This is a genomic window from Paraburkholderia dilworthii (genome assembly GCF_000472525.1).
GTDB lineage: Bacteria > Pseudomonadota > Gammaproteobacteria > Burkholderiales > Burkholderiaceae > Paraburkholderia > Paraburkholderia dilworthii.
The window spans coordinates 21,895-48,286 of the sequence record NZ_AWZT01000020.1; the positions used below are offsets into that span (position 1 = coordinate 21,895).

Here is a 26,392-nt window from a genome sequence, read left to right on the forward strand (position 1 = left end):
CGTTCGAGAAGATTTGGGTTTACATCCAGTGCGCTAAGTCAACCAAGTCCTGCGGCGAAGTCGCGTGGTTCAGGTTGCCGTTCTGCCGCGCGGTGTTGACGAACCCAATGCGGGCAGTATCTTTCTTTCCGATTCCGAGGTGGGCTTCGATGGCCCCGCCGGACCAAATCCAGATGCCATGTGCTCGCAGAGCCGTCACGATGCGGCCCACTTCGGCAACCATCACCTGTGCCATCTGCGCGAAGGCCTCCGCGGGTTTCAAGGTCGACCAGACACCCTGAGGGCTTTGCTTTGTCGGAAGTCCGTCATCGCCTAGGAAAACATTGAATTGCGCGGCATTGGCGGCAAACCATGCCTTGCAGGCTAAGATATCCGGGTCAGCAGGGGCGATGAGCCCGGAATTCGGTGCCACCTTGAAGGCGAAGTCCAGGTCTGCGAGTGCCTTGGGTGTGTAGCCCACCGCGCGCAAGATGGTCATCATCGGCAGGAGCGAGGAGCTGCTGGAGCCCGGGACCAGGCAGCCCTTGTCGTGCACGTAGGAGTGACCCCGCACGACTTGATAGATCGATGGCACCAGCATCATCTCTGTCTTGCCTTCCACCAGTAGGACCTTCTCGGAGAACAGCAGATGAGTCGCCGCCTGCAGCGAGAACACCACCTCAGCCTGGGCTGGGTGAGCATGTAATGCAGTCGCTGCCGACTGCAACTTCTGGCGCGCCGCCGTGCGGTTGTCAGCGCCCTTATAGATCATAAGGGTCTGCAAGGCGTGGGCATGACCGATGAGCAGCGGCGAATGCGTCGAGAAGATGACCTGGAAGTTTTGCGTCGAAAGCAGCAGCAGGGATTCCCGCAGCAACTCCACCGCCTGCGGATGCAGGCACAACTCGGGCTCATCAATCAGCAGCACGATAGTGCCGCCGGGATTGCCGCCGGCGACACTCGTCATGTCGGCAAGGAGCTTGATGAGCGCCATGTGCGCACTGCGCTGCGCACCGTGACCGAACGACGAGATGGGTCGGGGGCTCCCCTGAACGTCCGACAAGGTCACAGTGGAGGTCTTGAAGATTTCCTCGATGCTCGGCGTCGCAAAGTTCAGGTGCAGAGACAATCCCGGGAAGAAGGACGCGATGGCATTGCTTGCATCGGTCTCGAATATGGCGAGCTCCGCCATACGGTTCTGCCCCGCAAGAAAGGCCGATACGTCGGAAAAGGCGGCCTGCATGGCGGCGATCGCCGGCGCATTTTGGGCATGGATCTTTGCCAGCACCTGCTTGAGCAATAGGCCGATAGTGTTTTTTGCGGCAAACTTGCCGATATCTTCGCCGGCGTTTTCCATTGCCTCGATGTAGAGCGGCTCGGGAAACAATACGGTCAGCGCATTGTCGAGCCCAGCGGGGTTGTCGGACCAGTCGTTAGTCGTATGGTCGAACACCTCGACCTTGACCTGGCCCACCGGACAGCCAGGGAAGGGCTGAATTCGCCGGACTTTCAGCGCGCCCCCAATGAGAAACGGAGCCACTGCTAACTGCTGGTTCTGCGGCAGCAGTGCTAGGTTGACGTCCTCGATCACGCCGGCCACCCACATCGGTGCGGCTGCATCATGGAACATGTGCGCCGGCTGAACGGCCTTTTTGAGCAACCAGTTGATTGCCCGCAGAATGTTTGATTTGCCCGAATTGTTGTATCCAACGATCGGGTTGAATCCAGCCAGCGGGACGGTCAAATTATGGCAAGAACAAAAGTTCCTGATGGTGACTTCTGAGAGCCTCATTCGTGTTCCTGATTTTTGCTCGAAATATTAGGCAATGTCCGCCTCGTGCCAACTAAGGTTGATGCCCTTCATATTGGCGCGAGTATGAACCGTGGCGCGGTGACCGGCCAAGTGCGCCCCGTTATGCCGGCCGCCATTTTACGAGGCGTGCGGCACTTCCGAAATGGCTCACCATCACCGGTATCTGGTAGTTTTTATGTCGGGAGAATACGGCAAATGACTGCGCGTGAATATAAACCGCCCTTTTCTCGCGGCGTTGCAAGCAGATTTCGGCGTTTGCGGGGGCAAGTGGCCAATGAGCCGTCCGGTGAACGTCCGCTGTTTGAGCGCAACCACCGCTTGAATGGCCGCGGGGCTGATTCGGTGAAGGACGACTGCTGGCCGGACTACGCCTGTGGCACAGGAGGCTTGGTCATTGCGTTGCCAAACCACTTCGAACCAAGGGCACAGTTACACTTGAGAGTAAGACTCTGCACTCCATTTACCTCTCGTGAACAAACGTATCCGCCGGCCTTTGCATCCTCAATGGCCCTTTCCGCCAAGCCGCAATGTCGCTGGTCGCTCCTTCGGAGATCTCGTCGCGCTTCAATATTGCGGCGCGGAGGTGTGGCTCTGGCGATGCCGGTGCGGCCGCCAAGTGACCGCCGCGCTAACGATCGTGGAGAGCGGTGAAGTGCGTGATTGCGGCTGCCGTGAGCAGCGTCGTGTGTGGCGGTCGCGACCGGGCTCACCTGCGCTGAAGAGCGGCGAGGTTTTCGGCCAATTGACCACGGAGCGGTACGAGGGCGATGGATTGTGGACGTGCCGGTGCGACTGCGGCGCTGAGGCGACAGTGAGCGCCGGACGTCTGCGAACGGGCAAGGCGCACTCGTGCGGCATTTGCCTCGTCGCTCAGCCGACCGGGCCACGTAGCCCCTTGGCTTGATTGCGCGGCTGTCAGTGGACAACCCGACGCCGCCGAATTACCGAAACTTCCCCGATACGGGCGCCGCGGATCCCTTCGATCATGCAGCTGAGCCTCTCTTTTTTCGACGGACCGCCCTCGACCCAACCCGGTCATTGCGTCGCGTTTGCTGTTGACGTCCGCTTCCAAAGAAAAGGACATCGGTCATTCGATTCGGCGATATGATCGGTCCATTATCGGTCTTTGCGGTCGCTCGCCGAGTTCCACCAGATTGTCGGCCAGTTAGAGAGCCAAAATGAGCTTACTAGTTTCGTCGGGGTCAAACATGCCGGGACGATCCTCAGGATCGCACCACGTCCCGTAGACATCGTCCAAGAGACCATCTGAGGTCATCACCTCAAGTGGCGCGACAGTCTTCCAACCCTGTACAAATTTTCTCAATCGGAACTGATCTGAGGGGTCCCGCTTAGGAACGCCAGCGAGCTCATATGCTGTCGCCCAATCATGATCATTTATGGATCGAACCGACAGGTCCATCGACGAATGCTTGCACAACGCTGCGTCGAGGCATTCGCTATTCAATGAAGCGAGCTCCGCGATTAGTCGGCCCAACGAGGTTGCAGCCTCCACATCGAGCGCACGATCACCAGCCAGTTCCGGTCCTGAGAGGGGGAAACGGTACGAGAAAAGCTCTCGGTGTTCGCGAAGCTCCTCGAGCTGTGTGCGCCATTCCTGCATTCGCCCTGGATTGAGCGAGCGCATGTAGTCGGCGGTGCGATTGAGGATGTTCTGGTGCGTCATCTTGACCGTCTTTTCACCTTGCCACACAACTTGGGGAGAGGTGAGGAGGAAGGCTCGACATGCGCTCAGAACCGCATAATAGTTGAAATATGGAACACCAAGCATTAGGTTGTGTTCGTATGCGTATGCTGCTGAGCCAGCGAGCATATTGGCGGCGGTTGCGAATTTTATCGCTAGATAGTGACGCAATATCCAGTGGCTATTTGCATCGACGTCGAACGCCTTCGCTATCGGCGCGAAGAGCGCGCGGCGATCGGTGCAGTATGACTGGATCATCGCCAAATCGGCTTGGCGCGGCAGTTCCTCATAGCTATAACAATACGTTGACCCGGTTGCGTTGCGGATGTCTTCGAGAGTGACTGTGCAGGAATTATTCATGAGCATGAGTCCGTTTCATTGTAGTCGGACGTTTAGGAGGCGATTCTTAAATCAGCTAAGAGACGGTGCATGCATCTTGAGAAAATCGAATCCAGCATGACGATAGCTTAGCTTTGGACAAATTTGGCAAGCTTACACTCGCTTTCCGTGTGAGGGGCACACCGACTGACGATGTACTCACCGGTATCTGACGGGGCTTGCGCCTGTCATTCCCCCCATGAACTATCGCCACTCCGAGAAACTCGGCAAAGAGACTTGAACTGCTCAGTCCGACCCAAATAGGGCGTTCGCAACGTCTCGTCGCGGATGTTCGTGAACGTACTTCAGTAGCCCATTCTCGGCGAAGTGATACCCTTCACGTCCGAGAGTTCGCTCACGCCCTTCGCTCGGACTTCAACAACTCGGAACCGATGGCCAAGATCTACACTTCCCCAAACCATCTCGCCGGCTTCTTCTCAGAGCGGTTAGGCATCAAATCAGGCTTGGCACTCACTAGGGGCGAGATCATTGCTCACCTTGATCCCGGCCGCGTCGCCAGCATAATCGACACGGAAGATGATGGCGTTATTTCGGTTGCATCATCCGATATACACGATTCGTTTCAAATTGCTCTATATCGTTTGGGCGTGATACCGACGAAGTTCGTTGGCCATGCAATGACGACCCTCTCGATAAAACATGCGAACGACGTTGAACATCTTGCTAAGCTGAACTCGGTCGTGGACCTCCTTGCAGAATGCGTCCCCAAGATTGGTTTGGAAGGGCTGGGAACGTCATTCGTGGAGGCAGAGTTTCTCGACTTGGTTGAGACACGCATCGGTATTCCGGCCGTCGCCGTCGCCATTGAGTATCTCTCGCATGAGAGAGCAAATGAGCAAGCGAACCCGTGGTTATGGAAGCAAGCGTCGAACGGTAACTGGGAAGGCTTGGTGTGTCTGGGCGACCTCTTTCACTCCGAATCATTGAGCGCGGAAAACGGGCGCTTTATCGACCAACGATTCATTGATTATCTGGGGCCGAACTTTGAACGAATCGGCGAAATCCATTGGCGCCAATTTGAAGCCCTCAGCGCGGAATATTTCCAGCGCAACGGATATCACGTGAAGATTGGCGAGGGGCGTAACGATGGCGGCGTCGACGTCAGGGCATGGAAGGAAGACGAGTATGGGACACCTTGCACGATACTCGTGCAATGCAAGCGACAGAAGGCCAAAGTCGGAAAGGTCGTTGTTAAGGCACTTTATGCGGACGTGCTTGACGAGCGCGCGACAAGCGGCATGCTTGTCACGACGTCCAGCCTGGAACCCGGAGCACAAAGCGTATGTACTCAGCGTGGATACCCCATCAATGTCATCGACAGAGTGAAGCTACGAGCGTGGATTAATGCGATGAGGACGCCTGGCCGCGGCGCAGAACTCAGTACATGACGGTTCGGAACACCACAACACGCCGTCCCCAGCGATTGTTGGCGGTTCCTTCACTCCCTGAACCATCACCGGCCGAGGGGCGCCGTTCAAAGTGACTTTGAGCGGCTCGGTTCGATCCGCTTCCGTCTTGACCCTGCCGAATTGGATGCCGAAAACCAACCATTAGAGACGCAATTTCATATCTCATTTACTGTTTTTGTATGATGTGACGTTATCGCCTCAAGGCGGAGTGGAACAAGGAACGATTCGCCCCCTAACTGCAGCACGTTCTATATATGATCGACGCCAACCAACCAAATACAGAAGAGCAGAGCACCTCTACGACTGAGGTACCAGTGCCGGGATTCAGCAAGTCGCTACTACACCTTGAGTTTTTGTATCGCCACGACTGGGTAGTCTCGGAGGTTATTTCGGAGCTTCAAGACTGTCTGCAGAAGCTCGGAGCCGACCCCACGCAGCTTAACGCTGTCCTGAGTCTTTCGAGGATTTTGAAGGAGGAATCGGATCCGGCCGTGTGTGATCATGTTTTCGATCTCATTGCGCAAACCTATCCTGGTGACTCTGAATACCCTGCTGACCTTTGGCTTGCTGACTCAGGGACTCCGGTTCTCCTGGAACTTCTGGATGTGGTCGTCCCATTCAAGCGCATGGACGACATACCGAGGCTCATCGGCATGCTCATGTGGGACCTATTTCAAATTCCGAGCCATATTCTCATGCTGGTAAGGAAGCACGATTGGGACGAGTTCTGGAATACCGCGAATGCACGCTTCGACATACGTGGTGAATACGATCCGATGATCCGCGCCCAGTGGGCAATGTGTTCCGAAGCGTTTGGTGGCGTTCGCGCGGAATCGCCGCTCCCGACTGAGGTGCGGAAGGAGTTAAGGGCGTTACGAGACTCACAGAACGCCAATGCCCAACCTGTGCTGTATGTGGAGGGAAAGACTGATCGCATGATCTTGGAAGTGGCGTACGAAAAACTGTACGGCGGACAGCCTAGGCCCTTCCATATACGAGAGTGCGACGTTGTCGGTGATGATCAAGGAGGTGCAGGTGGCGCACACGTGTTGGGTCTTTTGATTTCTGGGATCCGCCCAGACAGTCCTCATGCCGCTCTAGCGCTGTTTGACAACGACAAAGAAGGCATCGACGTCTACAACAAACTGCCGGCGTATTTCGTCGATCGCCACGAACCCAAGTATCACCCAGGGAAAGTCTCGAGGGGTGGTAGGGCTGCTGCTTTGCTACTTCCTGTGCCTGCTGGGCGGGAGGCATATGCCAAGCTACTCAATCTGCCGATCGAATTCATGTTCAGCGATGAAGACCTTGCTAAGCGCACTCACGACGAAAGAGGATTGGATCTGAAGTTCCCCGATTTGGAGATCCGGGTTCGGCGTCACGGAAATCCAATAATTGAAACTCGCAAGAGTGATCTTGTTGAGACGCGCGAGGTCATTGGCGGCAAGCTAGTGTTCGCTACTGAAATAGTCCCACTGCTGCCTAGCGAGAGCTTCAAGGCTTTTGAGAAGCTGTTTTGGATCGTGCAAGATATCTTATTGACCGAACTGCGGCCAAGACGCACAAGAGCCATTGCAGCATAAGACCGAAACCGGAATCACTTTCGGCGGAATATCGCTCTGTCGTCCAGAACTTCGTCGATTTTCTGGAACTCATCTTCGGCGATCAGGCGATTTCGGATATGTTGGTGGCTGCCGTGCAGCACGTCAAAGAGATGCACGGCGACGTCAAACGTCTGTGAGGCAAGCTGTACGGGAAGGGAAAGAACCTCACCACTTCATCCATCGCGCGGATGAACCTGTTCCGGCATGGAAAAAGTCGTTTTTTGGTTTAGGGCGCGAGCTTTAGCAGTACGTTTCGAGTTGACGCGTTCAGCGAGGCGCCGCTCTTGCAACGTGCGACGCCCCCCGTTTCTCGTCAAGTTGCTGCCTGCTTAGCTTCAGGCGTGAGCCACTTGGCCATTCTTCGCAGATTTTGTGCAGTTGCTGCCAGCAGAAACTCATCATGAGCACCGCTTGGACCTCGCAGTCGCAAGCGATCGAGTTTGAGGATGCGCTTGAGGTGCGCGAAGAGCATTTCCACCTTCTTTCGCTGCCGTCGAGACTGTTTGTATTCTGGGGTTGTCGCGATGCGTCTCGCTTCATCACGTGCGGCTTCATGGATGCTGCGCGTGATTTTGCGAAACGACATATTCGGGCAGCATTGGTTCTTCATCGAACATCGGTTGCAGTTCTTTTCGCTCGATCGATACACGATAGTGTCAGCTTTCGTGACGTACGTGCGTGGATTCTTCAGTGGACGCCAGTCGCTGCGTAGCGCGTTCCCTGCGGGACATCGATACTCGTTGGCCTCTTCATCCCAGATGAATTCGCTACGGGAGAACGTATTGTCCTTGCGCTCTGTTTTATCCCAGACTGAAACGTGTGGCTCAATGTGCTTCTGTTCAACCATCCAGCCAAGCAGCGCTGCTGTGCCGTACGCGGTGTCACCTACCAGTCGGCGAGGTTTCAGGCCTCGTTGGTGTTCAACACGATCGATCATTGTTCTGGTTGATTCAACCTCTTGTGACCGGTTCGCCGGCGTCGCTTCGACATCCACAATGATTCCTGCCTGCAGATCAATCAGGTAATTCGTCGAGTAGGCAAAGAACGCGGGACCACCCGGTGCGGCCGTCCATCGTGCTGCAGGATCGGTCAGGGATATCTTCTTTGGAGGCGTCGGTGAGGCTGCTGGTTCGGACGTATCTGCTTCCACCGGATTGGTTTGTTCCAGTGCCTTAAGATATTCCCGCACAGCGCGGCTCTGGCCGTCGGCGCGTCTCCAGTCGATAGGTTCGGTTCCCGGCACTCCGCGCGCAGGACTCGCGTCCGCTCTGATGATGCTTGCGTCAATGGCGAATCCCTCGCCCTTGACGAGCCCCTCGACCATGCAGCGACTCAACACTGATTCGAATACGTGACGTAGCAGATCGCTATCGCGGAAGCGCCCGTGACGGTTCTTTGAGAATGTCGAGTGTTCCGGTACGGCGTCTTCCAGACCCAGGCGGCAGAACCACCGGTATGCCAGGTTCAGATGCACCTCTTCGCATAGGCGTCGCTCGGATCGGATGCCAAAGCAGTAACCCACGATCAACATGCGAATCATGAGCTCCGGGTCAATCGATGGACGACCCATTGGGCTGTAGAACGGCGCGAGGTGCTGACGCAGATCTCGCAGATCAAGGAAGCGATCGATGCCTCTCAACAGGTGCGATTGCGGGACGTGGTTGTCGAGGTTGAACGAGTAGAAGAGCTTGTCCTGTCCGCTGTCCAGTCGACCCATCATGACGATTCACTCCCGTCGTTTGATGTCTTCCAGGATACCCAACATTCCGCATCCACGGCGACTTTTTCAAATGTGAGGGACTTCCCCATCCCGAGGCGACGTTGAGTCGCGCGGCATCGAGTGCCAGGATTGAGGTGTCAGCCGTCAATCTGAACAGGAGGGGAAGTCATGAACCAGCTTACTACCGTCGGTATCGACCTGGCAAAGGATGTCTTTGCAGTCTGTGTTCTCGACGTGACGGGTGCCGTCATTGAACGACGCGTGTTGCGACGCGATGCGTTTATGAAGTGGGCCGAACGGCTGTCCTCATGCCGCGTTGCAATGGAGGCCTGTGGCTCAGCCCATCACTGGGGCCGGTGGTTTTCAGCACGCGGTCACACGGCGTGTCTCATCGCAGCCGAGTTTGTCAAACCGTTCAGGCTCGGCGGCAAGAACGATGCGGCCGACGCCGAAGCGATCGCCATCGCGGCCCGCCAGCCGACCATGCGGTTCGTTGCAATCAAGTCTGTCGAGCAGCAGGCGATTCTTGCCTGGCACAGTGTGCGAGCAGGCTGGCAGGAAGAGCGCACGGCATTGTTGAACCGGACACGCGGGTTGCTCGCTGAATTTGGCGTGGTGATCGCGCGCTCTGCGGACCGGCTTCTTGCCGCATTGCCTGGTCTGGTCGAAGACGCCAGACTGCCTGACCCGGTGCGCACCATGTTGCTGGAAGTGCGTGAGCAACTGGTCGCGCTAAATGCACGGCTTGCCGGCTGCGACAGGCAGATTGCCAGTCACGCGCGCAGCAGTGACGTCGCACGGCGTGCCAGCGAACTCCTTGGCGTCGGCCCTGTGACGGCAAGTGCGCTGGCCGCTGCGGTTCCTGATGCAAAGGTCTTCCGCAATGGCCGGCAATTTGGTGCCTGGCTGGGCCTGACGCCACGACAGCACAGTTCAGGCGGCAGGATACGACTGGGGCACATCAGCTTGCGCGGTAACGTGTATCTACGAACGCTGCTTGTTCAGGGAGCGCGAAGTACGTTGCAGTCAGCGCTGCGTGGTGACCCCGCGCACGCAGGCCGTCTGCAGCGGTGGATCAGGCAGCTACACGAGCGGAAGGGTTACTACAAGACGCTGATCGCGATCGCCAACAAACACGCCCGAATGCTGTGGGCGATGCTCGCCAGGGGCGAGCGCTACGATGCTGATGCGTGGCAGCGTCACCCCATGAATCTATCTGTACGACCTGCAACGGCATGACCGCCTCACTTTGAAACTCAACTACTGCTCGACGCGATAGCAAAACGAGGTTGGACCGAACGGGAGAAGAACCCGACGATTCTGTTGGCGAGTCATTACCGCACGCAACGCATCGCTGCATGCCTGATCGCCGGTTTTCAAATAGGGTTCTCCTGTGCGGCTCATATCGTGGCCCGCCTAGTACGTTCCGGGCAACAAGGCCGTTTGCAAAGACGCAGTCTATTCCTTGGTTTGCATTGCAAAACAGCAGTGGAAGAAATCGGAGAACTGTCATGGCCTAGCAACCAACGGGGCCACCTGCGTCCGCGCCCGGCATTGGCTGACATCCACAAGCAACCGAGCTTGACTCTCGGGGGAAGTCCTTGCAAACAGAATCGGCCGTGTACGGAAATTCGCCGATCAGCCTGATTGAAGGTTGGCTACGCAATCGTTGATTGCCTGTGCGAACCGTGGATTGGATAAATCGATACCGACACGCGCTAGCGAAAGCAACAATTGCTCGACGCCTTCAACAACCCCTACGATGCGTCCGTTTTCGACGGGATCACTAAAGCTGGGGAGCGCTTCCGGCAAGTCGGATTCGATACTTGCGATTCCGTCTTCAACCCTGAGATCGATTCCGAACGGTAGCAAGAATTCTCGAGTCTTGTTCATATCGGCGATCTCCACGTCGTCAGGCGGCCTCATTGTCGACGATCTCGGGACCACCGTCGACTGACCGAAGCTGGCCGACGTGGAAACTACAGGCCGAGAATCGTGACACAGCTATGCCCGTACTGATTGTCACTGGTCCACATCTCCATTTGCGATATCAGCGCGCCGAGGACGACACAGTTCTTGTTCAGATTCTCAGTAAATCTTTCTTTTGAATCGGTGAAGAGGAAGCCGATCCGCTCCAGCATGGCCGGTCTGAAGGTCTCGACTCCCAGCCCGCTTCGGATGTCCGCAAGGGCTTTGACTATCTTTACCCAGTCATGCGTGCTGATTTGAGTGAAAGCGTAGTGATCGTAAGTCGGCTCGTATTTTTCGATCGTCGGTTCGATATACCCAAACACCTCTTCCTCGAAGAACAACGAACCATCGTTCCAGCATCTATTTGCGTAGGCGCCTGCCATGACTTCGACATAGGCGGTACCTTCCAGCGATGCGCGGTCTGTGATCGCCCGGAACGGGTAAGCCGAACGCATTGATTTGACCTCCTCGATAATGTACGGATCTGGATTGTCAGCGATCCAGCCAGCGACGTCGAACGGCCGTGGCCGTGTGAAAACGCGGGTTTAATGCGGCATCCTGAGAAATCGACCCTTCAGATCGCGCTGGATTGACTTGCTTGCCACTCGAGAATGGTAAAGCGACACCCGAAAACTGAGTACTTTCGCGTTTTCACACGGCCTCGGCCGGTTTGCGCCCGAGCCCAGGAACAGCAGCGGACTTCACGTGCAAAGTTTTGCATGCAAGGCTGGCAGCACGGCAGTGGTCCGGCGCGGGGCTGGGAAGTCGGCGGGCACACGGCTCGACGCTTCGACGATGAAAAGCGCCGCTGGCTCTCGGCGAGCGGGATCGGACGTTGGGAAAAGCTGGGTGGTTCATGGGGCGGCGGCGAAGGCAGCCAAGGCATATTGCGGCTCATTTTCGAAAGGCCGAGCGGGCGGACTTTCGACAGAGCGGCGTTAGAATAGCCGCCTGACGAAACGGCGCGACGACAACAAACCGGAGAGGGGCATGGCGGCGAGACAGTACGTGGTAGAGGTCAAGCCCGATTTTCTTGAAAAGATCACGCGCGCGAAGCCGGTAACAGCCTTGTCCGAACTGATCTGGAACGCGTTCGACGCTGACGCGAAGAACGTCGATGTGTCCTTGGAGTACAACGACCTCGATACGCTCAGCGCGATCGTGGTGAAGGACGACGGCGACGGGCTTCCTTGGGCAGAAGCGGAAGCTCGTTTCATCTCCCTTGGCGGCTCCTGGAAAAAGTCCCGTTCGCACACCGGGCTGGGTCGGTTCCTCCACGGGCAGGAAGGGCGCGGGCGATTCAAGGCGTTCGCACTGGGCCGCGTGGCCGAATGGGCGATCATCTACCGACGCGATGAAAAGCTTTGGACCTACACCATCCACATGTCCGCGATCGATCTCGATCACGTCAACATCAGCGACGAGACGGAAGTCACGGGGACCGCGAGCACCGGCACCATCCTCACCATCGCCGAGCCCATCAGGGACTTTCGCACCTTCACCACCGAGGACGGCCGGCAGGAACTGACCGAGGTCTTCGCGCTCTACCTGGCTGACTACGAAGACGCGAAGATCGTGCTCGACGGCACGGCCATCGATCCGGGCGCGGCCATCGGTGGGCGCAAGTTCTTCAACCTCGCCGACATCGTGATCGACAACAAGCACCACCGGGTGCGTCTGGAAATCGTCGAGTGGAAGACGAACGGCAACCGAGCGCTATACCTCTGCAATGAGCAGCGCTTCCCGCTTCTACAGGTCGATCGGCGCTTCCACATCCTCGGGCAGTTCCAGTTCTCTGGCTACCTCGCATCACCCTACCTTGATCTAGCGCAGAAAGAAGGGACTGTGGACCTGGCCGAAATGCAGCCGGGCGTCCTCGCTGCGATCAGCGAAGCCCAGCAAACCATCAAGGATCATTTCCGTGCGCGAGCAGCCGAGGAGGCTCGCTCCGTCGTCGAAGAATGGAAAGACGAGGCGGTCTATCCGTTCAGCGGTGAACCCGCGACGCCGGTCGAGAAGGTGGAGCGGCAGGTCTTCGACATCGTGGCGGTGAACGTCGCTCGCCACTTGCCGGATTTCGGCACAAGCCAGCCGAAGAATCGGAGGTTCCAACTCCGTATGCTGCGCCAGGCCATCGAGAGAAGCCCCGAAGACTTGCAGATCATCCTGGACGAGGTATTGCTCCTGCCGAAGAAGCAGCGCGAAGATCTCGCTCACCTGCTCCGGGACACGTCGCTGTCGGCGATCATTAGCGCTGCAAAGACGGTTGCCGACCGGTTGAAGTTCCTGACCGGCCTGGAAGCGGTGCTGTTCGACCCCCAACCCAAGAAGCGGTTGAAGGAGCGCTCCCAGTTGCATCGGATCATCGCGCAGAACTGCTGGTTGTTCGGGGAAGAGTTTGGTCTGTCGGTGGACGATCGGTCGTTGACCGAAGTCTTGATCGCCCATAAGAAGATGCTTGATCCCAGCATTGTCATCGACGCACCGGTGAAGCACATTTCACAAACGCGCGGCATCGTCGATCTGATGTTGTCGAAAGCCACAAAGCGGCACATCGCCAACAAGTTGACTCACCTCGTGGTCGAACTGAAAGCGCCGAAGGTGGACGTTGGCGCGGCGGAGATCACGCAGATCGAGAGCTACGCGTTCTCCGTGATGAACGATGAGCGGTTCAGGCAGGTCGGCACGACCTGGGTTTTCTGGGTCGTCAGCGACGACCTTGCGCCTTACGCTCGGAACCGTGTGCTGGATGAAGCAGGCCTGATCCACACCAAGGACAACCTCTCGATCTACGCCAAGACGTGGGGGCAGGTCCTCGACGAGAACCGGGCACGGCTGAAGTTTTTCCAAGACGCGCTCGAGGTACAGGTCGATCTCGACTCGTCGCTGAAATACCTGCAGGAGCGCTACGCGGCGCATCTCGAGGGCGTGTTCGAGGTGGACGACCCCGAGTCGGAGAAGGAGGCAGAAACCGAGACCGAGACCGACGCGGAAGGCGCCGCGTCGTGCTGATCCTCCGTCCTACATCCCTTCCCTGCGATGGTCATCGGCGTTGTCGAGCATCGTGTTGATCGACTGAAACTTTTCAAGGTAGATCTTCAAGCCGTGATTGCCCTTTCGCACGTCGTGCGATGCGGCAATGCCCGCAAGGTCCGCCCGGTCGATCGGATCGTCCTTCCCCTCCGGCCACGAACCAAAGCCGTACACGATCAAAAGGGAGGGCGGGGAAAGTCCAGGTTTGTGCTCAGCGTGGTTCTCGTCATACCAGCCCGGCTGGCGCAGGGCGTACATGTCGATCGCGAGGTAGACGCGATGGCGCCAATACTCCTCATGGTCCTCGCAGAGCACCTTGTGCGACGGCTCGGTCACGCCTTTTTTGAGCACCTTGTAGGTCTCGATGTGCCGGGCGGCGGTCAACCAGACCACCCGGTCCGGTCGGGCGTGCTCGCTCCGTCCGTCGTCGGTCAGGGCCGCGTGGGCGCGTTGTAGCGACAGGATGGCCCTGGTCGAGGTGGTTCTTGCTCTCGCAATCCCGCTGCGGCGTCTTGATGGCAGTCCATGCAATGAAGGCCGATACGCCCATCGCGATAACCGCGACGATGGGCGATGCGATCGAGGCGATCAGTTTGACCGTCTCCAGCGGGTCGGCGACGACCCCGGTTGGGTCAGCCATGGAGCGCCACCGGTCGCAGGTCCACTTTCAGGTCGTACTCCATGAGGCGAACGTTGGGCACCTGCGTCGCCGCATACAGGAGTTTCTGCGCGATGTCGGACGCAACGATGACCCCGTAGACCTTCTTCTCGCCGGCCAGGTGCTCTTTCACCCAGCCCATGTAGCGCAGGATTTGCCCCAGCGTTGCGTCGGGGCCGCGACCCAGTTTCAGTTCGAGCACGTAAAAATCGCCGTTGTTCGTGGCGAGGATGTCGATCGGCCCGACGTCCGTCTGGAACTCAACACCGTCACGGTCGTCGGTGCGGTAGAGGGTCAGCGGTGCGGTGTGGTCGGGGAGCTTGGGCAGGTTTCTGGCGAGGTAATCGCGCAGGTGCGCTTCGAGCGCGAACATGCCGTACGCTTCATCCGTCGCTTCGACGGTTTCGACGACCGACGATGGGTTCTCGCCAACACCGTCCGCCAGACGCACAACCAAATCCCCGTCGGTCGCCTTGGCGATCTCCCAGACGCCGTGCTTTTCCGGCTCGTACCAGACGACCTTGCCGCGACCGGTGTTGAACAGGTAGTCGTACGGCGTGTCGGAGATCCGGGGCTTCTTGTTCTCGTTGTAATGGATGCGCGACGGGTGGTTCACCGCGCCCGAAATGATGCTGCACGTCATCGAACTGTCGTTGACTTCGCTCCCGTACATGGCGCGGATCTTGGCCTTGATGGCGGGGTACGTGCATTCCCCGTTCATCTGCTGGACCGCTTCTTTGACCATTTGCCAGACCGGCGGCTTGTTCCCATTGCTCATTGTTGCCCCTCGCATTCGTTCGCGGTTTTGTCGGGACCGGACTAGCCCGCCCCGCTGCGACGAGCATTCTTACACGAGGCAAAAAACCGCGAAACCGACCATGGCGACGCGGTCGCCCTCGATCTTTTCTTAAGCAGACCGTCGTGGTCACGGTCCTCATGGAAAGCCCCGGCGTCGCGTCACGACCGGGGCCGCACGAAAGGATTTGTCTGCGAGTCAAGCGAAAAACATTAAACGCGAGCGCAGCATCCCACATCATGTCGCTCTTGATATCGTCGCTAACGAAACGGGCTATCAGAACATTCGGCATGCCCAAGAGCAGTTACAAGCTGGGATTGCACAAGGTTTTAAGGTTTTTCTGACTGCGTATTGGTTTTCCGGAAGAGCAGCGGGCGGTCGGGAAACGATCAGTATTGAGTTGTCGAAGCCCTTGGGCGACATCATCGCGCGGCATCAGATCACTGCTGCCCGTATCGGGTGATGCGCGTTCACGGCTTGCTGCTACAACGCAAACCTTCGCCACCACGGCCGCAGCGTCGACACGATGGCAAGGTCGCGGTGGCGAAGAGCAACCAGCGGTGGTGCTCTGATGGGTTCGAGTTTCGCTGCGACAACGGTGAGCCATTGCGCGTGACGTTTGCCCTGGATTGCTGCGACCGTGAAGCGATGAGCTGGGCGGCGACGACCGGCGGTCACAGCGGCGATATGGTACGTGACGTGATGCTTGCAGCTGTCGAGAACCGATTTGGTAAAGCCTGAAGGCGCCGGCTGAAATCGAGTGGTTGACGGACAACGGTTCGGGCTATACGGCGGAAAAGACTCGAAGCTTCGCATCGTCCATCGGGCTAAAACCATTGACCACGCCGGTCTGCAGCCCGCAAAGTAACGGAATAGCGGAAAGCTTCGTGAAGACGATGAAGCGTGACTATGTCGCCTTCATGCCGAAGCCCGACGCAGCAACTGCCGCGCACAATCTCGCCGTCGCGTTTGAGCACTACAACGAGCGTCATCCTCATAGTGCGCTGAAGTACCGATCGCCACGCGAGTTCAGGCACAGGACCGATTCATCAACTCAAGTGTGAGGCGGTGTCCGGAGGTACAGGGGCAAATCCAGGCGACGCGTCTCGGTCCGTGAGCGAGCCTCACATAAGAGCGTTGTGGATCCTCAAGTGTTTGGCTACTGTCCAATCGTGGTGCTGTGGCCGCGCCGGCGAAAAGCGATCGCTCGACACCGTTGTTCATCACCTTACGGTCGAAGCGCCTCACTAGCAGGGTCTCGTGCAGTCCGATGCGCTGGTACCGGAACCTCTGCAACACAGAGCACGCGCTTCTTTGCGAGTGTCATCGCGATGAAGTCGCGCGATGACAAAAATGGTGCGGCGCTCCGGCAGTTTCGCGATCTACCATTCGACTGCATCGTCCATTTTTAGGGATACGGTCCGGCCTAAAGTTTAGCGAGATGCTTTTCAATTTTGTTTCGCAACGACGCGAAATCGTCCATCGCGGCTCGGACAACACCCTGTGCATCCTCTCCTCCCTTTCGCAATGCTCGCCATACTCGGTTCATCTTCGAACGGAGGTGGCCCAAGTCGCGATCCAGCGCGACGATTTCCTCACTGCTTTTCAGTAAGCCCAATTCTTCGTAAGCAGGCGCCACATAGGCTAGAAGACTTTCCACCCTTTTGTGCCCAGTCTCCTGTGCTGTTAAACCCAGTACCGTCATTAGATCTGCTAGCATCTTTCTCTCAGTGGCAGTGGTCGGAATGTCGATTCGATAGTCCTTCAGCCTTATTGCGACACGGCGTGTGATGAAACGGTGACGGAACATGCTCATGCATGCCCTGTTTGAGAGGCCTGCTTCCTGAGCAATTCTCCAAAATTCTTTTGTTAAGGTAGGCGCAGTTAGAGGTAATCCATCCTGAGTTAAGAAAAGACGATTCTGTTCCGCGACTTTCGCGAACTCGGTCGCGGGTAGGTTCTCAACGAGCTCTTGTCGAGCATGAATGTAGGAGAGGAGCGCGGTGGCCGCTTCCAATGAAACCGCAACCTCTCGGAGCTTGAGGTCCCCGCGCTTTAACGTAATCATCCTGACCGATGAAGTGTGCAAGACTCTTATCTGATGATCGAGACGCATCGCACACAATTCGCCTGGACGAAGGCCTGTTTCTTGAAGGAGAATAAATGTTAATAATCGGCGTTCGCGTAAGAACTCCTGTCGAAGGTCAACCTCATCTTCACTCAGTGAGTCCACGCTGCCGATGGCGTCCAAGTGTTTCTCAAGGACATCCCAAAGCTTTGCTATAGCAAAGTGCTGAATCGGACGCTTTGGGTGCGCTGCTTCCTCGCCGGGCTTGTAGACAAATTCAAAAGTTCCGTTCAACTCGTCATTGGACTCAAACAGATGACGCCCTCGTGGTCTTTGCTTTGACGTCGTGAGTCTAATTTTCGCACCATCTTTCCGTGTTCCGACAATCGGTGTTTCGCTTGGAAAATTTTCTTGCAGCCAGATTAGGAACCGAAGCGAAGTGTCGATGATTAGTCGAAGCATATTTCTACCGCGCAGGGGTTCTCCATATCGGTTTCGGAGGTTTTTATCACGAAGTTCGTCAACGAAGAGCTGGAAATCGGCAGATGTTATATTTCTAAAATCGATGCTGTGGTGGTAGCAAAAGCGAACAATGTGGCTTAATTTGCTCGCCTCCGCTCTCAGAGTGCCCCCATACGATGACTCAACACGGACCTCGTCCGCGCGCTCCAAAAGAAACATCTCTGCCAGAACGCATGGCTGCCCCGACGGCCACGCGAAGCTTATAAGAAGTTGGTGTCTTTTTATTTTAGCTTCCCATATTTTCTGTTCAGGATCGTAACGCGCAGTGTCAGGTAATTCGACGCTTCGTATTATTCGAAACAGCTGGCCCGGGTCTTTCACTTCAGTTCTCCTTGATAGCCTTGATTGCTAAGTCGGCTTCAAAGGTTGCCTGCAGACGAGCGATTTTCTGAAGCCTTTCAGGATTCTGGTCGGAGAACTCCCTCGCCAAAGCGATAGCGTCTAGAAAGGCTCGATAAACTACTGCGCGAGCGCGATAGTCTCTATCTATACGATCCTCAACGCGCCGGGTATGTGCTCGAGAAGCTTGAAGTGGTGATAAGCGCTTTGGCGCCGCTTGAACCGTTTGTCTGAGTTCTATGCGCAGGCGGTTCAGCTTATTCCAGCCGTCAGTACCCAGGGTGCTGTCAGCCGCCCGCTTGAGCGTGTTGAGCGACATAGCGACTATTTTTTCTGCAGGATTACAAAATTTGGCTAGGTCTTCTTGCGTTGAGCATGCTTCTAGAAGCTTGCCAGATGGCGGAGAATCCTTATTCAATCCAGCGATCATGAGCGCGTATAGCCGCGAGACGCTTGTTGCGGAGGAAGAAGGATCACGAGCAATTTTTCTTGCCATGTCGACCTCTAGATGTCACAGGTGCGTCGAGTGCGCGATCCAAATGCTTGATTGGTGACGGCCGCTTCTGCCGAACATGTAGCGGCTTGTTTCTGCTGTTTTCGCAAGCTGTTCAGGTTGTGCTAGCCGTCGCCACCAAGCGTGCGGTCCGCAGTCTGTTTGAGCGTGTGGAGCGACATGGCGACTACCCTCTCGGCGGGACCAAAGAATGCAGCTAGGGCTTCCTGCGTCGAGTATGCGGCTAGAAGCTGGATGGCGACAAATCCTTCTTCGAGCCGCACTGCACGGGCTCGTATAGCCGACAGGACCCTTCTTCGAAAGAATGAGGATCACTAGCGCCTTTGCCTGCCGTTTTGGCTTCTAATCACGAACGCCACACTTTCGGCGGAAGAACCCAATTCTGAAACGATCTCTACCTCGTATAGATCGCCCTTGAAAGCTTCCAGGATAAAGCGCTCAAGATCATTTTTCTTTACTGCACTTATTTTCCGAACGCCAAATCGTCTACAAACGTCAGAATAAAGCGATGCAGCATTGGAAGTTTGCTCACCTCCGCCGTTATTCTCGACATTCCACAATTCTTCGTAGGCAAGCGCTGCCTCTACTTCAACCAGATGTTCTCGTGGCAAATTTGTCTTCAGGTAGGCGAATATTGTCGAGAGATCCGCATGTCCGGCCATCCAGCGGGTCGCGTCTAGTCCACCGAATCCGGTGCAGTAAAAAAAGTTAATAAGAAAGGACTTACGAATCTCGTGCGGCCTAACATACCAGCGTCGTCCCAATGGGTCGACAGGAAAGCCGCAATAATCGCAGAATCGCTCAAGGCATGATTCGAGCCGACTCCTTGTAATGCGGCGAGCGGAAAGATGTGCAGAACGATTTGCCGCTGGAACAAAGAAAAGGACTCGTCCGTCCTCATGAGTTTTAAGGTTCATCAATTCTCGAAGTCCATCGGACAACTGTTTAGCCATCGAGAATGCACTCGCAACCACGTTCGGAATCGGCCGAGCTTTGTCCATTAAGAAATCGTTAACGTTACGCTTGTGTTGACCCCGAGCCAACCAATACCCGTCTTTTTCGAGCAAATACAGATCGCCGACCGTGAGGGAGATAATTTCGGCGGCTCTCAACGGGCATACAGAGACAATCAGGTAGACAATTGCTCCCAGCAGTACATCAATGATGTCGTGCAAACCAGGCGCGGTTCGAAGTTTTGTGTAGGGAGACTTTCCTGAGGCCGCAAATACTGAACCCCAGCAGCTCAAGCCCAAGGCTTGCAATGACTGCGGAACGTTGTCGATCACCCAGCAATTGCGCTTCTGTAGCGTTTCTTTTTTGTCAGAGTCCGAGGATTTAATAGAGAACAACTTATTTTCCTGACAATGTCGAGTCCCTGCTAGGTAAAACCGAACAAGTTCCTCGCCACTGTTGACAATCAATTCCAGCGCCGCCTGCGCATACCCTAACGATAAGGGTAGAGGAATCAGTGGGGTGTGCCCAGGAGTATCGGTGTTATCAGATATATATTTCCTGATGGGTTTGAATCGAGGGATAACATCGGCAGAACAAAGTGAAGGAATATGCCGTCTAAGTCGATATATGCTTTCGATGCTCTGCATGACCGCTGATGTCCCCGTAAAGCTTGATTGTGAGCTGCAAATTTCCGATATACGAGCGATGCGATGCGAGTAAAATTCCGTTCTGGTCCCGCTGGCGGGTATAAGGAGATCGCTATTTAATGCGAGCAGTTCGGGTTCGAACTGCCGCGCGAATGCTGAAAATTTGGGAGTACTTGACTGGGGCGCCGGCATTCCTGCGAGGCCACAAAAGGCTGTGCGCTTGAGGCGAACATGTTCCTTGCGCCGCGCATTTGCAGCCTCATAAAAATCATTCTGTTGCAACCATTTGCATATTTTCTTTCGATCGGCGTCCGGAACGTTGAAAATGTTTTGTTCGAGCCCCTTTGGTACGCCATTCTCGATGGCATTTGCATAAAGCACACGCAAGATCCTCTGCGGGTAACCTAATGCCCACGCTGCTCCTCCAACAATATAGTCACTGACCAGTTGATGGATTCCAATCTCGTCAAGTTGTGAAAACAGGAAACGGTCGGGGTTATAAATGTCTTGGTAACGATACATCCAAGAGGTAACGAACTGAATATCTGACAGATACGGAATATGGCTTTTGGCAGTTGTTATGCCAAAACTTGGTAATGTTCGAACAAGAAAGCACATTTCTTGCACCGCATGGCGCATGCGTAAGTGTTTTGCATCGGCAAAGTTGGTGCCGTCTGGAAGTGCAAAGTCCCATGAAACAGTGTAGACGGCGGTTGCGCCGGGATCTCCGAATGCATCGGGTGTCGGAGTTCTCAGATTCTCTTCCTCTTCAGGTTCGATAAAGTCTGAGGAACCGCGGAGTTTCAACTTCCATTTAAGATCGTGTGCATCGCCGTTAAGCCAAAGCGCAGTCCACGGTCCTTCATAAGGTCGGAGGGAAAGCTTTCCATGTTCTACTAAGATTGCCGCTATAGTTTCTGGATCCGAATGAGCCCTAAGACGTTGAGCCGACCCCATTCGAGAATCGGTGGAGTGAAGGCGTCTCATGGACACTCTCGTACTAGCGAGATGTAACGCGAATCATCATTTCGTCCCACCTCAGCTTTTGACGCAACCGCGGCAGCTCGTCGATTGCCTTGGCATGAGCGGCCCGATGATGTGGATCGCGATCGTTTGGGAGGCGCGCCCGTGTCATTTCGGCCAATGCGACAAGGGCCGATGGGCGTACATCGTACTCGGTTGCGGTTGGCCGATACGTCAGGTCGTTGAAGCCACAGTCGATCGCGCACTCCTGATATAGATAAAGCGCAGCAAGCGATGTTGGTGAAACCGACACTATCAAATGCTTGGCGCTCGGTTCCGGGCTAGTCAATTCACCTAAGTAAACGAACTTTTCGGCAAGAGCTTCGCCCAAGGACGCGCGGTTAAAGGGGGCCGACGCAAGTGCTGCAGTTATGAACTGATGTATTTCATCAATGCTATTGAAGTCAAGCAACTTTAATAAGTCGCTGTTCGGTGGCGCGGCTGCCGCTAGGAAAAGGTTGTGAAACCGTCTAACAATGCGTGTGTTCCAGGCGACGATGAGCTGACGCGGAATGTAATGCTCGATCACCACTTGTGAGCCGTTGCTCAAACGACGCGCGGCAGCATTGACGGAACCGGTCTTAAACCATTCGAGGACTGCCTCCGTCGCTCGCAATGTAGTGGTATTTATTGTTGCTCCGTCTACGCAAACGGTGGAGGCGACATCCGGAAACCACATGCCCAGCCATGCCCAGTCAGGGTTCTCCGGATGGCACTTGTAGTACTGATGGAGGGCTTCGGGACAGCGACGAGGTTTTCCCATGGCTCCGACGATGAGCAAATAGTTGGCCGCGGGATCGTTCGCCGCGCGCAGTCTTGCTCGATGCGGCTCTGTCATCGTGCAAATGCCTTCCAAGATTTGGCTTGAGACTGGGTTTAATGTTGCATCTTTTGTTAGTCTGGCCCGCCTCTTAACCACCCGCAAGTGTCGTTCGAAAGGGCCAATGGTCACAAACGGTGAGCCTGAGCGATCGCTAACCTTTGCATCGGTAAATGCAGAGCCGCTAAGGACGGGATGCTGCATGACGAGCAATAAGTGAATATAAGCGTAGTCCTCAGTGTAGAAATTTCCTAACATCCAATTCAAACGCCTAAGCTTTCCAATTCCATCAATAACAGTCGGTGCAGATTCGGGTAGTTCAGCTGTACTTAGATGCGGAATTGCTGCGATGCTTCCGAATTCCGCTTTTGTACACGTGCGGTCATAAACATGTGCAAAAAGAGAAAGTAAGATAGCTAGCGATTCCTCGCTCTTTCCGTTGGCGCGATGTGCGGCTCCGACCCTTTCTCGCCAATAGGCTGGATCGTCCAGTTTCGCTGCATATGATGGCCAGTCGACGGAACTTATCAATCGCTGCCCGAACTCGAAGTGCTCGCGCATCATTCGCCACCACTCTTGACAGGCTTTTTCGAGGGTGGCGCGACGCAGAGACAACGTGTCCCTGACAATATCCAGATACTCAGCGTCTGAACGACTGAGAGATATCGCCATTAATACTTTTTGGTGGGTGTTTCAAAGGGCTTGAATTTTGGGTCACCCAACAGCCGTTGCTTATATTCGTCGGCCTCGTCGAGAGCTGTCCGAATACTTGGTCGAGGAAATTCAACATCAAGGGGGATAATATCTTCTGCATCACGAAGTCTTTCGAGCGAAAAGCGAAGAAAGTTCCACGTATCAACTCGTGACTTTAAACTCAAGTGTGTCCGGTTCAGCCATTTATCATATAAGTTTATGATAAATTCTTGCCATTCCTTTGATGTAATTGGCAGTGTTAGATTACATAAACCCTGCGACAATCGGCCAAAATCGATGAGCACTCTCATCGCACTCGACTGCGTTTTCTCTTCTCTTCCGTTGTAATAGTAGATGATTGCTTGGATTAGATTCGTGCTATCGCTCCCAAAGGCTCGATAGACATCCGTCATCGAGAGCTCCACTGGCTTTCTTCCCTCTTGGGACCAAAGCACGAGGGGTTCGCCAACTTCGACAAGTTTGAGCACAACAAGTCCTCCGGCAACCTAAGTCGTCAGTGCTGTGTGTGCTAGGCCTGTCAATGCCCGTGCAATCTGCCTCCCAAAGCATAGGCAAATTTGACGAAAAGGCTAGTCTGGAAAAAGACGATAATGCGTCGGACCGGAAAGTCGAAGTCGCAGTTTTGAAGCGCCGCGCGTACGCGTTCGCGGCTTTCGCGAACTTCCAGATCGGGAAGTCCGACGATCGAAAAGGACGGTAACCCGTTCGCGAGGTGCACCTCGACGGTTACTTCGGGCGCGCGGCCAGAGGCCGGCGCGCGACTGCGCACCACGGCAAGCGACATGTTTCCTCCGTCGGACGGCGCGGCTCGCGCGCTCGCATCCCCTTAATACGCTGATGACGTCACGGCTCGCTTGCCTGTGATGTGCAGCTGAATGCAGCTACTGCGCTGCGAGAGCGAAAAGCGTCAGGAGGTCTGCGTCACCGGAAGTTTCTGTTCGAGCTCCGCGACGCGGCGCTCCAGTTCTTCCAGGCGCGCACGCGTGCGTACGAGAACTTGCGTCTGCGTATCGAATTCCTCGCGCGTGACCAGATCGAGCTTCGAGAAGCCCTGCGACAGCATGGCTTTCACATTGCGTTCGACGTCTTTGGCCGGCGAATTCTTGAAGAGCTCGCTCATGCGCGCCTGAATGTCGTTGAAAACGTCGTTCGGTTGTTTCATGGTGTTCCCCTTGGTGCACAAAAAATGTGCAGCGTTTCGTTACGTCTGTGCCTTGCATCCGGCGATGCGCCAGCTTGGTGCGAGCGCTCCAGCCGCCCTCGCCAGCATGAGCCCCTTTGGTGCGCGCCCTTGCTTTCGGAACCTGCGGACACTCTAGCAACGATCCCTGCGCCGCGCCACCGGGCGGCAGTGCGTTGGCCATCTGGACAAGGCCTGCTGGGCCCCTTTCGGGGTGCGCAGGAACGGGAGTCTGACACAGCATGGCATGCGAGTTGCTGTTAATGCCCCGCGCGCACTGTCGGCAGTATTTTCCGGCAGCGGAACGAGACCACGCGGACGGGTTACAGGTAGCAGTCGGCCTCGGGTAGCAGGTTATAAACCGGCTACGCAACGGGCGGCAAACGGCTTACGCAAACGGGTTACGCAACTAAGCGAGGGATTTCATGAAACTCATCACCGCAATCATCAAGCCGTTCAAGCTCGATGAGGCGCGCGAAGCCTTGTCGGCGATCGGCGTCTCGGGCATCACGGTCACCGAGGTTAAGGGGTTCGGCCGTCAGAAGGGCCATACGGAGCTGTATCGCGGCGCTGAATACGTCGTCGATTTCCTCCCGAAGGTGAAGATCGAGGCAGCGGTCTCGGACGACATCGTCGATCAGGCGATCGAGGCGCTCGAGCGCGCGGCGCGCACCGGCAAGATCGGCGACGGCAAGATTTTCGTCACGCCGATCGAGCAGGTGGTCCGGATCCGCACCGGGGAAACCGGCGCCGACGCTCTGTAATACCAAAAGATAGCGACACAGATAGCGACAAGAGGAAACGAAAGATGCGCAAATTATTGATGTCCCTGCTGATGGCCAGTTCGCTGCTCGCGGGCGGTATCGGCGCCGCCCTCGCGGACGACGCTTCCGCCCCCGCAGCCGCTTCGGCCGCTGCTTCCGATACGGCCGCGAGCGCGCCGGCACCGGACGCTTCGGCCGCCGCCGCAGCTTCGGCACCGGCCGCCGACGCATCGGCTGCACCCGCAGCGAGCGCCGCCGCAGCTGAACCGGCCGCATCGGAGGCCGCTCCGGCCGCACCGACGGCACCGTTCTCGGTCGATTCGTCGAAGATCAATTCGGGCGATACCGCCTGGATGCTGACCTCCACCGCGCTCGTGCTGTTCATGACGATCCCGGGTCTGGCGCTGTTCTACGGCGGCATGGTCCGCAAGAAGAACGTGCTCGCGACGCTGATGCAAAGCTTTGCGATCACCTGCCTCGTGACGATCATCTGGACCGTGGTGGGCTACAGCCTCGCCTTCACGCCGGGCGGCTCGTTCATCGGTGGCTTTTCGCGCGTCTTCATGGCGGGCATGAGCTACATCAAGGGCGACAAAGCCACGACGTTGACCGTCAGCCACCTGGCACCGACGATCCCGGAAACGGTCTACTTCGTCTATCAGATGACGTTCGCGATCATCACGCCGGCGCTGATCACAGGCGCGTTTGCCGACCGTATGAAGTTTTCGGCGATGCTGGTGTTCATGGCGCTGTGGTCGATCATCGTCTACTCGCCGATCGCACACATGGTCTGGGAACCGACCGGCTGGCTGGCTAGCGCGGGCGTCCTCGACTTCGCGGGCGGCACCGTGGTGCACATCAACGCTGGTATCGCGGGTCTGGTCTGCTGTCTGGTGCTCGGCAAGCGCGTCGGCTATGGCAAGGAAGCGATGGCTCCGCACAACCTGACGCTTACGCTGATCGGCGGCGCGATGCTGTGGGTGGGCTGGTTCGGCTTCAACGCGGGTTCGGCAGTCGCAGCAGACGGTCGTGCCGGCTTCGCGATGTTCGCAACGCAAGTGGCAACGGCTGCTGCGGCACTCGCCTGGATGTTCGCCGAATGGGCGGCGAAGGGTAAGCCTTCGGTGCTCGGTATCGTGTCGGGTGCGGTTGCAGGTCTCGTGGCGATCACGCCGGCTTCAGGCTTCGTCGGTACGCTCGGTTCGCTGGTGATCGGTATCGTGGCCGGCGTGGTCTGCTTCTGGTCGGCAACGTGGCTCAAGCACAAGCTCGGTTACGACGATTCGCTCGACGCGTTCGGCGTGCACTGCGTCGGCGGTATCGTGGGTGCGCTTCTGACCGGCGTGTTCGCGGTCAAGGACATCGGCGGCTACGATGGCAGCGTCCTGCTGCAAGCCAAGGGCGTGCTGACGACGCTGATCTACAGCGGCGTGGTGAGCTTCATCCTGCTGAAGATCATCGACATGACGATGGGCATCCGCGTGACGGAAGAGGAAGAACGCGAAGGCCTGGACGTGAGCCTGCACGGCGAACACGTCGAATAAAGCACGACAACGCTTGGCGAGCCCGCGCTCCCGGGCTCGATGATCACGAGCAAACACGAACAAGCAACAGCAAGCAGCAGCAAGCAGCAGCAACAAGCGCAGCGATTTGGCCCGCCTTTATGGCGGGCTTTTTTCTTGCTCGTCATCCCGTTAACAGCACTTTTTCCTGTCTATCAGCGCGATAGCGAGAATGCATTCCGGCTAGCTTGCGAACGGAGA

General features: G+C 56.4%; 20 protein-coding genes and 2 pseudogenes. 8 read left to right on the forward strand and 14 right to left on the reverse strand.

Annotation, left to right across the window (positions count from 1 at the left end):
- Positions 1-19: 19 nt before the first annotated feature.
- On the reverse strand, positions 20-1,771 hold the full coding sequence (locus tag F759_RS0118310) for an ATP-dependent nuclease (protein ID WP_027801163.1): 1,752 nt from the start codon (positions 1,769-1,771) through the stop codon (positions 20-22).
- A gap of 1,186 nt (positions 1,772-2,957) precedes the next feature.
- Positions 2,958-3,854 (reverse strand): hypothetical protein, encoded by an 897-nt coding sequence (locus tag F759_RS0118315; protein WP_152530669.1) that lies wholly within the window; start codon positions 3,852-3,854, stop codon positions 2,958-2,960.
- 410 nt (positions 3,855-4,264) lie between these two features.
- Here F759_RS0118315 and F759_RS40155 point away from each other — a divergent pair, with 410 nt between their 5' ends.
- Entirely contained in the window at positions 4,265-5,281 is a 1,017-nt protein-coding gene (locus tag F759_RS40155) for a restriction endonuclease (protein ID WP_051377339.1), read from the forward strand.
- 275 nt (positions 5,282-5,556) lie between these two features.
- Positions 5,557-6,885, forward strand: a complete 1,329-nt coding sequence (locus F759_RS0118325) for a hypothetical protein (protein WP_027801165.1) — start codon at positions 5,557-5,559, stop codon at positions 6,883-6,885.
- Between the two features lie 334 nt (positions 6,886-7,219).
- Here the strand turns inward: F759_RS0118325 and F759_RS0118330 are convergent, their stop codons facing one another.
- Entirely contained in the window at positions 7,220-8,626 is a 1,407-nt protein-coding gene (locus F759_RS0118330) for an IS1182 family transposase (RefSeq protein WP_027801166.1), read from the reverse strand.
- A 168-nt stretch (positions 8,627-8,794) separates the two neighbouring features.
- Between F759_RS0118330 and F759_RS0118335 the strand changes: the two genes are divergently transcribed.
- Positions 8,795-9,865: an IS110 family RNA-guided transposase gene (locus tag F759_RS0118335; RefSeq protein ID WP_027801167.1), complete on the forward strand. Its 1,071-nt coding sequence runs from the start codon at positions 8,795-8,797 to the stop codon at positions 9,863-9,865.
- A 399-nt stretch (positions 9,866-10,264) separates the two neighbouring features.
- Here F759_RS0118335 and F759_RS0118340 read toward each other — a convergent pair whose 3' ends face one another.
- Positions 10,265-10,519 carry a hypothetical protein gene (locus tag F759_RS0118340; protein ID WP_152530670.1) on the reverse strand — a complete coding sequence of 85 codons (255 nt, stop codon included), beginning with the start codon at positions 10,517-10,519 and terminating at the stop codon, positions 10,265-10,267.
- An 86-nt stretch (positions 10,520-10,605) separates the two neighbouring features.
- Positions 10,606-11,052, reverse strand: coding sequence for a hypothetical protein (locus tag F759_RS0118345; protein WP_027801169.1), 447 nt, complete (start codon positions 11,050-11,052; stop codon positions 10,606-10,608).
- A gap of 535 nt (positions 11,053-11,587) precedes the next feature.
- Here F759_RS0118345 and F759_RS37970 point away from each other — a divergent pair.
- Entirely contained in the window at positions 11,588-13,609 is a 2,022-nt protein-coding gene (locus F759_RS37970) for an ATP-binding protein (RefSeq protein ID WP_036024715.1), read from the forward strand.
- Positions 13,610-13,618: 9 nt separating this feature from the next.
- Here F759_RS37970 and F759_RS0118360 read toward each other — a convergent pair whose 3' ends face one another.
- Both F759_RS0118360 and F759_RS0118365 read right to left on the reverse strand, forming a co-directional pair.
- Positions 13,619-14,023 carry a hypothetical protein gene (locus tag F759_RS0118360; protein WP_027801171.1) on the reverse strand — a complete coding sequence of 135 codons (405 nt, stop codon included), beginning with the start codon at positions 14,021-14,023 and terminating at the stop codon, positions 13,619-13,621.
- Positions 14,024-14,262: 239 nt separating this feature from the next.
- Positions 14,263-15,066 carry an endonuclease NucS domain-containing protein gene (locus F759_RS0118365; RefSeq protein WP_036024718.1) on the reverse strand — a complete coding sequence of 268 codons (804 nt, stop codon included), beginning with the start codon at positions 15,064-15,066 and terminating at the stop codon, positions 14,263-14,265.
- A gap of 205 nt (positions 15,067-15,271) precedes the next feature.
- Here F759_RS0118365 and F759_RS0118370 point away from each other — a divergent pair, with 205 nt between their 5' ends.
- Entirely contained in the window at positions 15,272-15,547 is a 276-nt protein-coding gene (locus tag F759_RS0118370; RefSeq protein WP_027801173.1) for a hypothetical protein, read from the forward strand.
- Positions 15,538-16,148 (forward strand): annotated as a pseudogene (locus F759_RS37975) (DDE-type integrase/transposase/recombinase); the annotation flags it as partial. The gene F759_RS0118370 and the pseudogene F759_RS37975, both read left to right, overlap by 10 nt.
- 362 nt (positions 16,149-16,510) lie before the next feature.
- On the opposite strand, the gene F759_RS0118380 reads toward F759_RS37975, so the two are convergent.
- From F759_RS0118380 to F759_RS0118420, 7 genes and pseudogenes are all read right to left on the reverse strand, one after another.
- Positions 16,511-17,995, reverse strand: coding sequence for a site-specific integrase (locus tag F759_RS0118380; protein WP_027801174.1), 1,485 nt, complete (start codon positions 17,993-17,995; stop codon positions 16,511-16,513).
- Position 17,996: 1 nt separating this feature from the next.
- On the reverse strand, positions 17,997-18,509 hold the full coding sequence (locus F759_RS42230) for a hypothetical protein (RefSeq protein ID WP_152530671.1): 513 nt from the start codon (positions 18,507-18,509) through the stop codon (positions 17,997-17,999).
- Positions 18,510-18,841: 332 nt separating this feature from the next.
- Complete coding sequence (locus tag F759_RS42235) at positions 18,842-21,115, reverse strand: site-specific integrase (RefSeq protein ID WP_152530672.1); 2,274 nt, start codon at positions 21,113-21,115, stop codon at positions 18,842-18,844.
- A gap of 13 nt (positions 21,116-21,128) precedes the next feature.
- Positions 21,129-22,643 (reverse strand): hypothetical protein, encoded by a 1,515-nt coding sequence (locus tag F759_RS0118405; protein WP_152530673.1) that lies wholly within the window; start codon positions 22,641-22,643, stop codon positions 21,129-21,131.
- On the reverse strand, positions 22,643-23,152 hold the full coding sequence (locus tag F759_RS0118410; protein WP_027801177.1) for a hypothetical protein: 510 nt from the start codon (positions 23,150-23,152) through the stop codon (positions 22,643-22,645). The genes F759_RS0118405 and F759_RS0118410 overlap by 1 nt, the downstream gene beginning before the upstream one ends.
- A gap of 116 nt (positions 23,153-23,268) precedes the next feature.
- Positions 23,269-23,469: pseudogene (locus F759_RS37980) on the reverse strand (magnesium chelatase domain-containing protein); the annotation flags it as partial.
- A 123-nt stretch (positions 23,470-23,592) separates the two neighbouring features.
- A complete protein-coding gene (locus F759_RS0118420) occupies positions 23,593-23,847 on the reverse strand; it encodes an accessory factor UbiK family protein (protein ID WP_020067052.1) in 255 nt (84 codons plus the stop codon).
- 443 nt (positions 23,848-24,290) lie between these two features.
- Between F759_RS0118420 and F759_RS0118425 the strand changes: the two genes are divergently transcribed.
- Both F759_RS0118425 and F759_RS0118430 read left to right on the forward strand, forming a co-directional pair.
- On the forward strand, positions 24,291-24,629 hold the full coding sequence (locus F759_RS0118425; protein WP_013088261.1) for a P-II family nitrogen regulator: 339 nt from the start codon (positions 24,291-24,293) through the stop codon (positions 24,627-24,629).
- 44 nt (positions 24,630-24,673) lie between these two features.
- Positions 24,674-26,173: an ammonium transporter gene (locus tag F759_RS0118430; protein ID WP_027801179.1), complete on the forward strand. Its 1,500-nt coding sequence runs from the start codon at positions 24,674-24,676 to the stop codon at positions 26,171-26,173.
- Positions 26,174-26,392 lie beyond the last annotated feature (219 nt).

Coding starts and splice junctions, on each gene's coding strand:
- F759_RS0118420 (WP_020067052.1), bottom strand. CDS start 23,847: ATGAAACAACCGAACGACGTTTTCAACGACATTCAGGCGCGCATGAGC.
- F759_RS0118325 (WP_027801165.1), top strand. CDS start 5,557: ATGATCGACGCCAACCAACCAAATACAGAAGAGCAGAGCACCTCTACG.
- F759_RS42230 (WP_152530671.1), bottom strand. CDS start 18,509: ATGGCAAGAAAAATTGCTCGTGATCCTTCTTCCTCCGCAACAAGCGTC.
- F759_RS0118310 (WP_027801163.1), bottom strand. CDS start 1,771: ATGAGGCTCTCAGAAGTCACCATCAGGAACTTTTGTTCTTGCCATAAT.
- F759_RS37970 (WP_036024715.1), top strand. CDS start 11,588: ATGGCGGCGAGACAGTACGTGGTAGAGGTCAAGCCCGATTTTCTTGAA.
- F759_RS0118330 (WP_027801166.1), bottom strand. CDS start 8,626: ATGATGGGTCGACTGGACAGCGGACAGGACAAGCTCTTCTACTCGTTC.
- F759_RS42235 (WP_152530672.1), bottom strand. CDS start 21,115: ATGAGACGCCTTCACTCCACCGATTCTCGAATGGGGTCGGCTCAACGT.
- F759_RS0118315 (WP_152530669.1), bottom strand. CDS start 3,854: ATGAATAATTCCTGCACAGTCACTCTCGAAGACATCCGCAACGCAACC.
- F759_RS40155 (WP_051377339.1), top strand. CDS start 4,265: ATGGCCAAGATCTACACTTCCCCAAACCATCTCGCCGGCTTCTTCTCA.
- F759_RS0118340 (WP_152530670.1), bottom strand. CDS start 10,519: ATGAACAAGACTCGAGAATTCTTGCTACCGTTCGGAATCGATCTCAGG.
- F759_RS0118345 (WP_027801169.1), bottom strand. CDS start 11,052: ATGCGTTCGGCTTACCCGTTCCGGGCGATCACAGACCGCGCATCGCTG.
- F759_RS0118405 (WP_152530673.1), bottom strand. CDS start 22,643: ATGGCGATATCTCTCAGTCGTTCAGACGCTGAGTATCTGGATATTGTC.
- F759_RS0118335 (WP_027801167.1), top strand. CDS start 8,795: ATGAACCAGCTTACTACCGTCGGTATCGACCTGGCAAAGGATGTCTTT.
- F759_RS0118425 (WP_013088261.1), top strand. CDS start 24,291: ATGAAACTCATCACCGCAATCATCAAGCCGTTCAAGCTCGATGAGGCG.
- F759_RS0118365 (WP_036024718.1), bottom strand. CDS start 15,066: ATGAGCAATGGGAACAAGCCGCCGGTCTGGCAAATGGTCAAAGAAGCG.
- F759_RS0118430 (WP_027801179.1), top strand. CDS start 24,674: ATGCGCAAATTATTGATGTCCCTGCTGATGGCCAGTTCGCTGCTCGCG.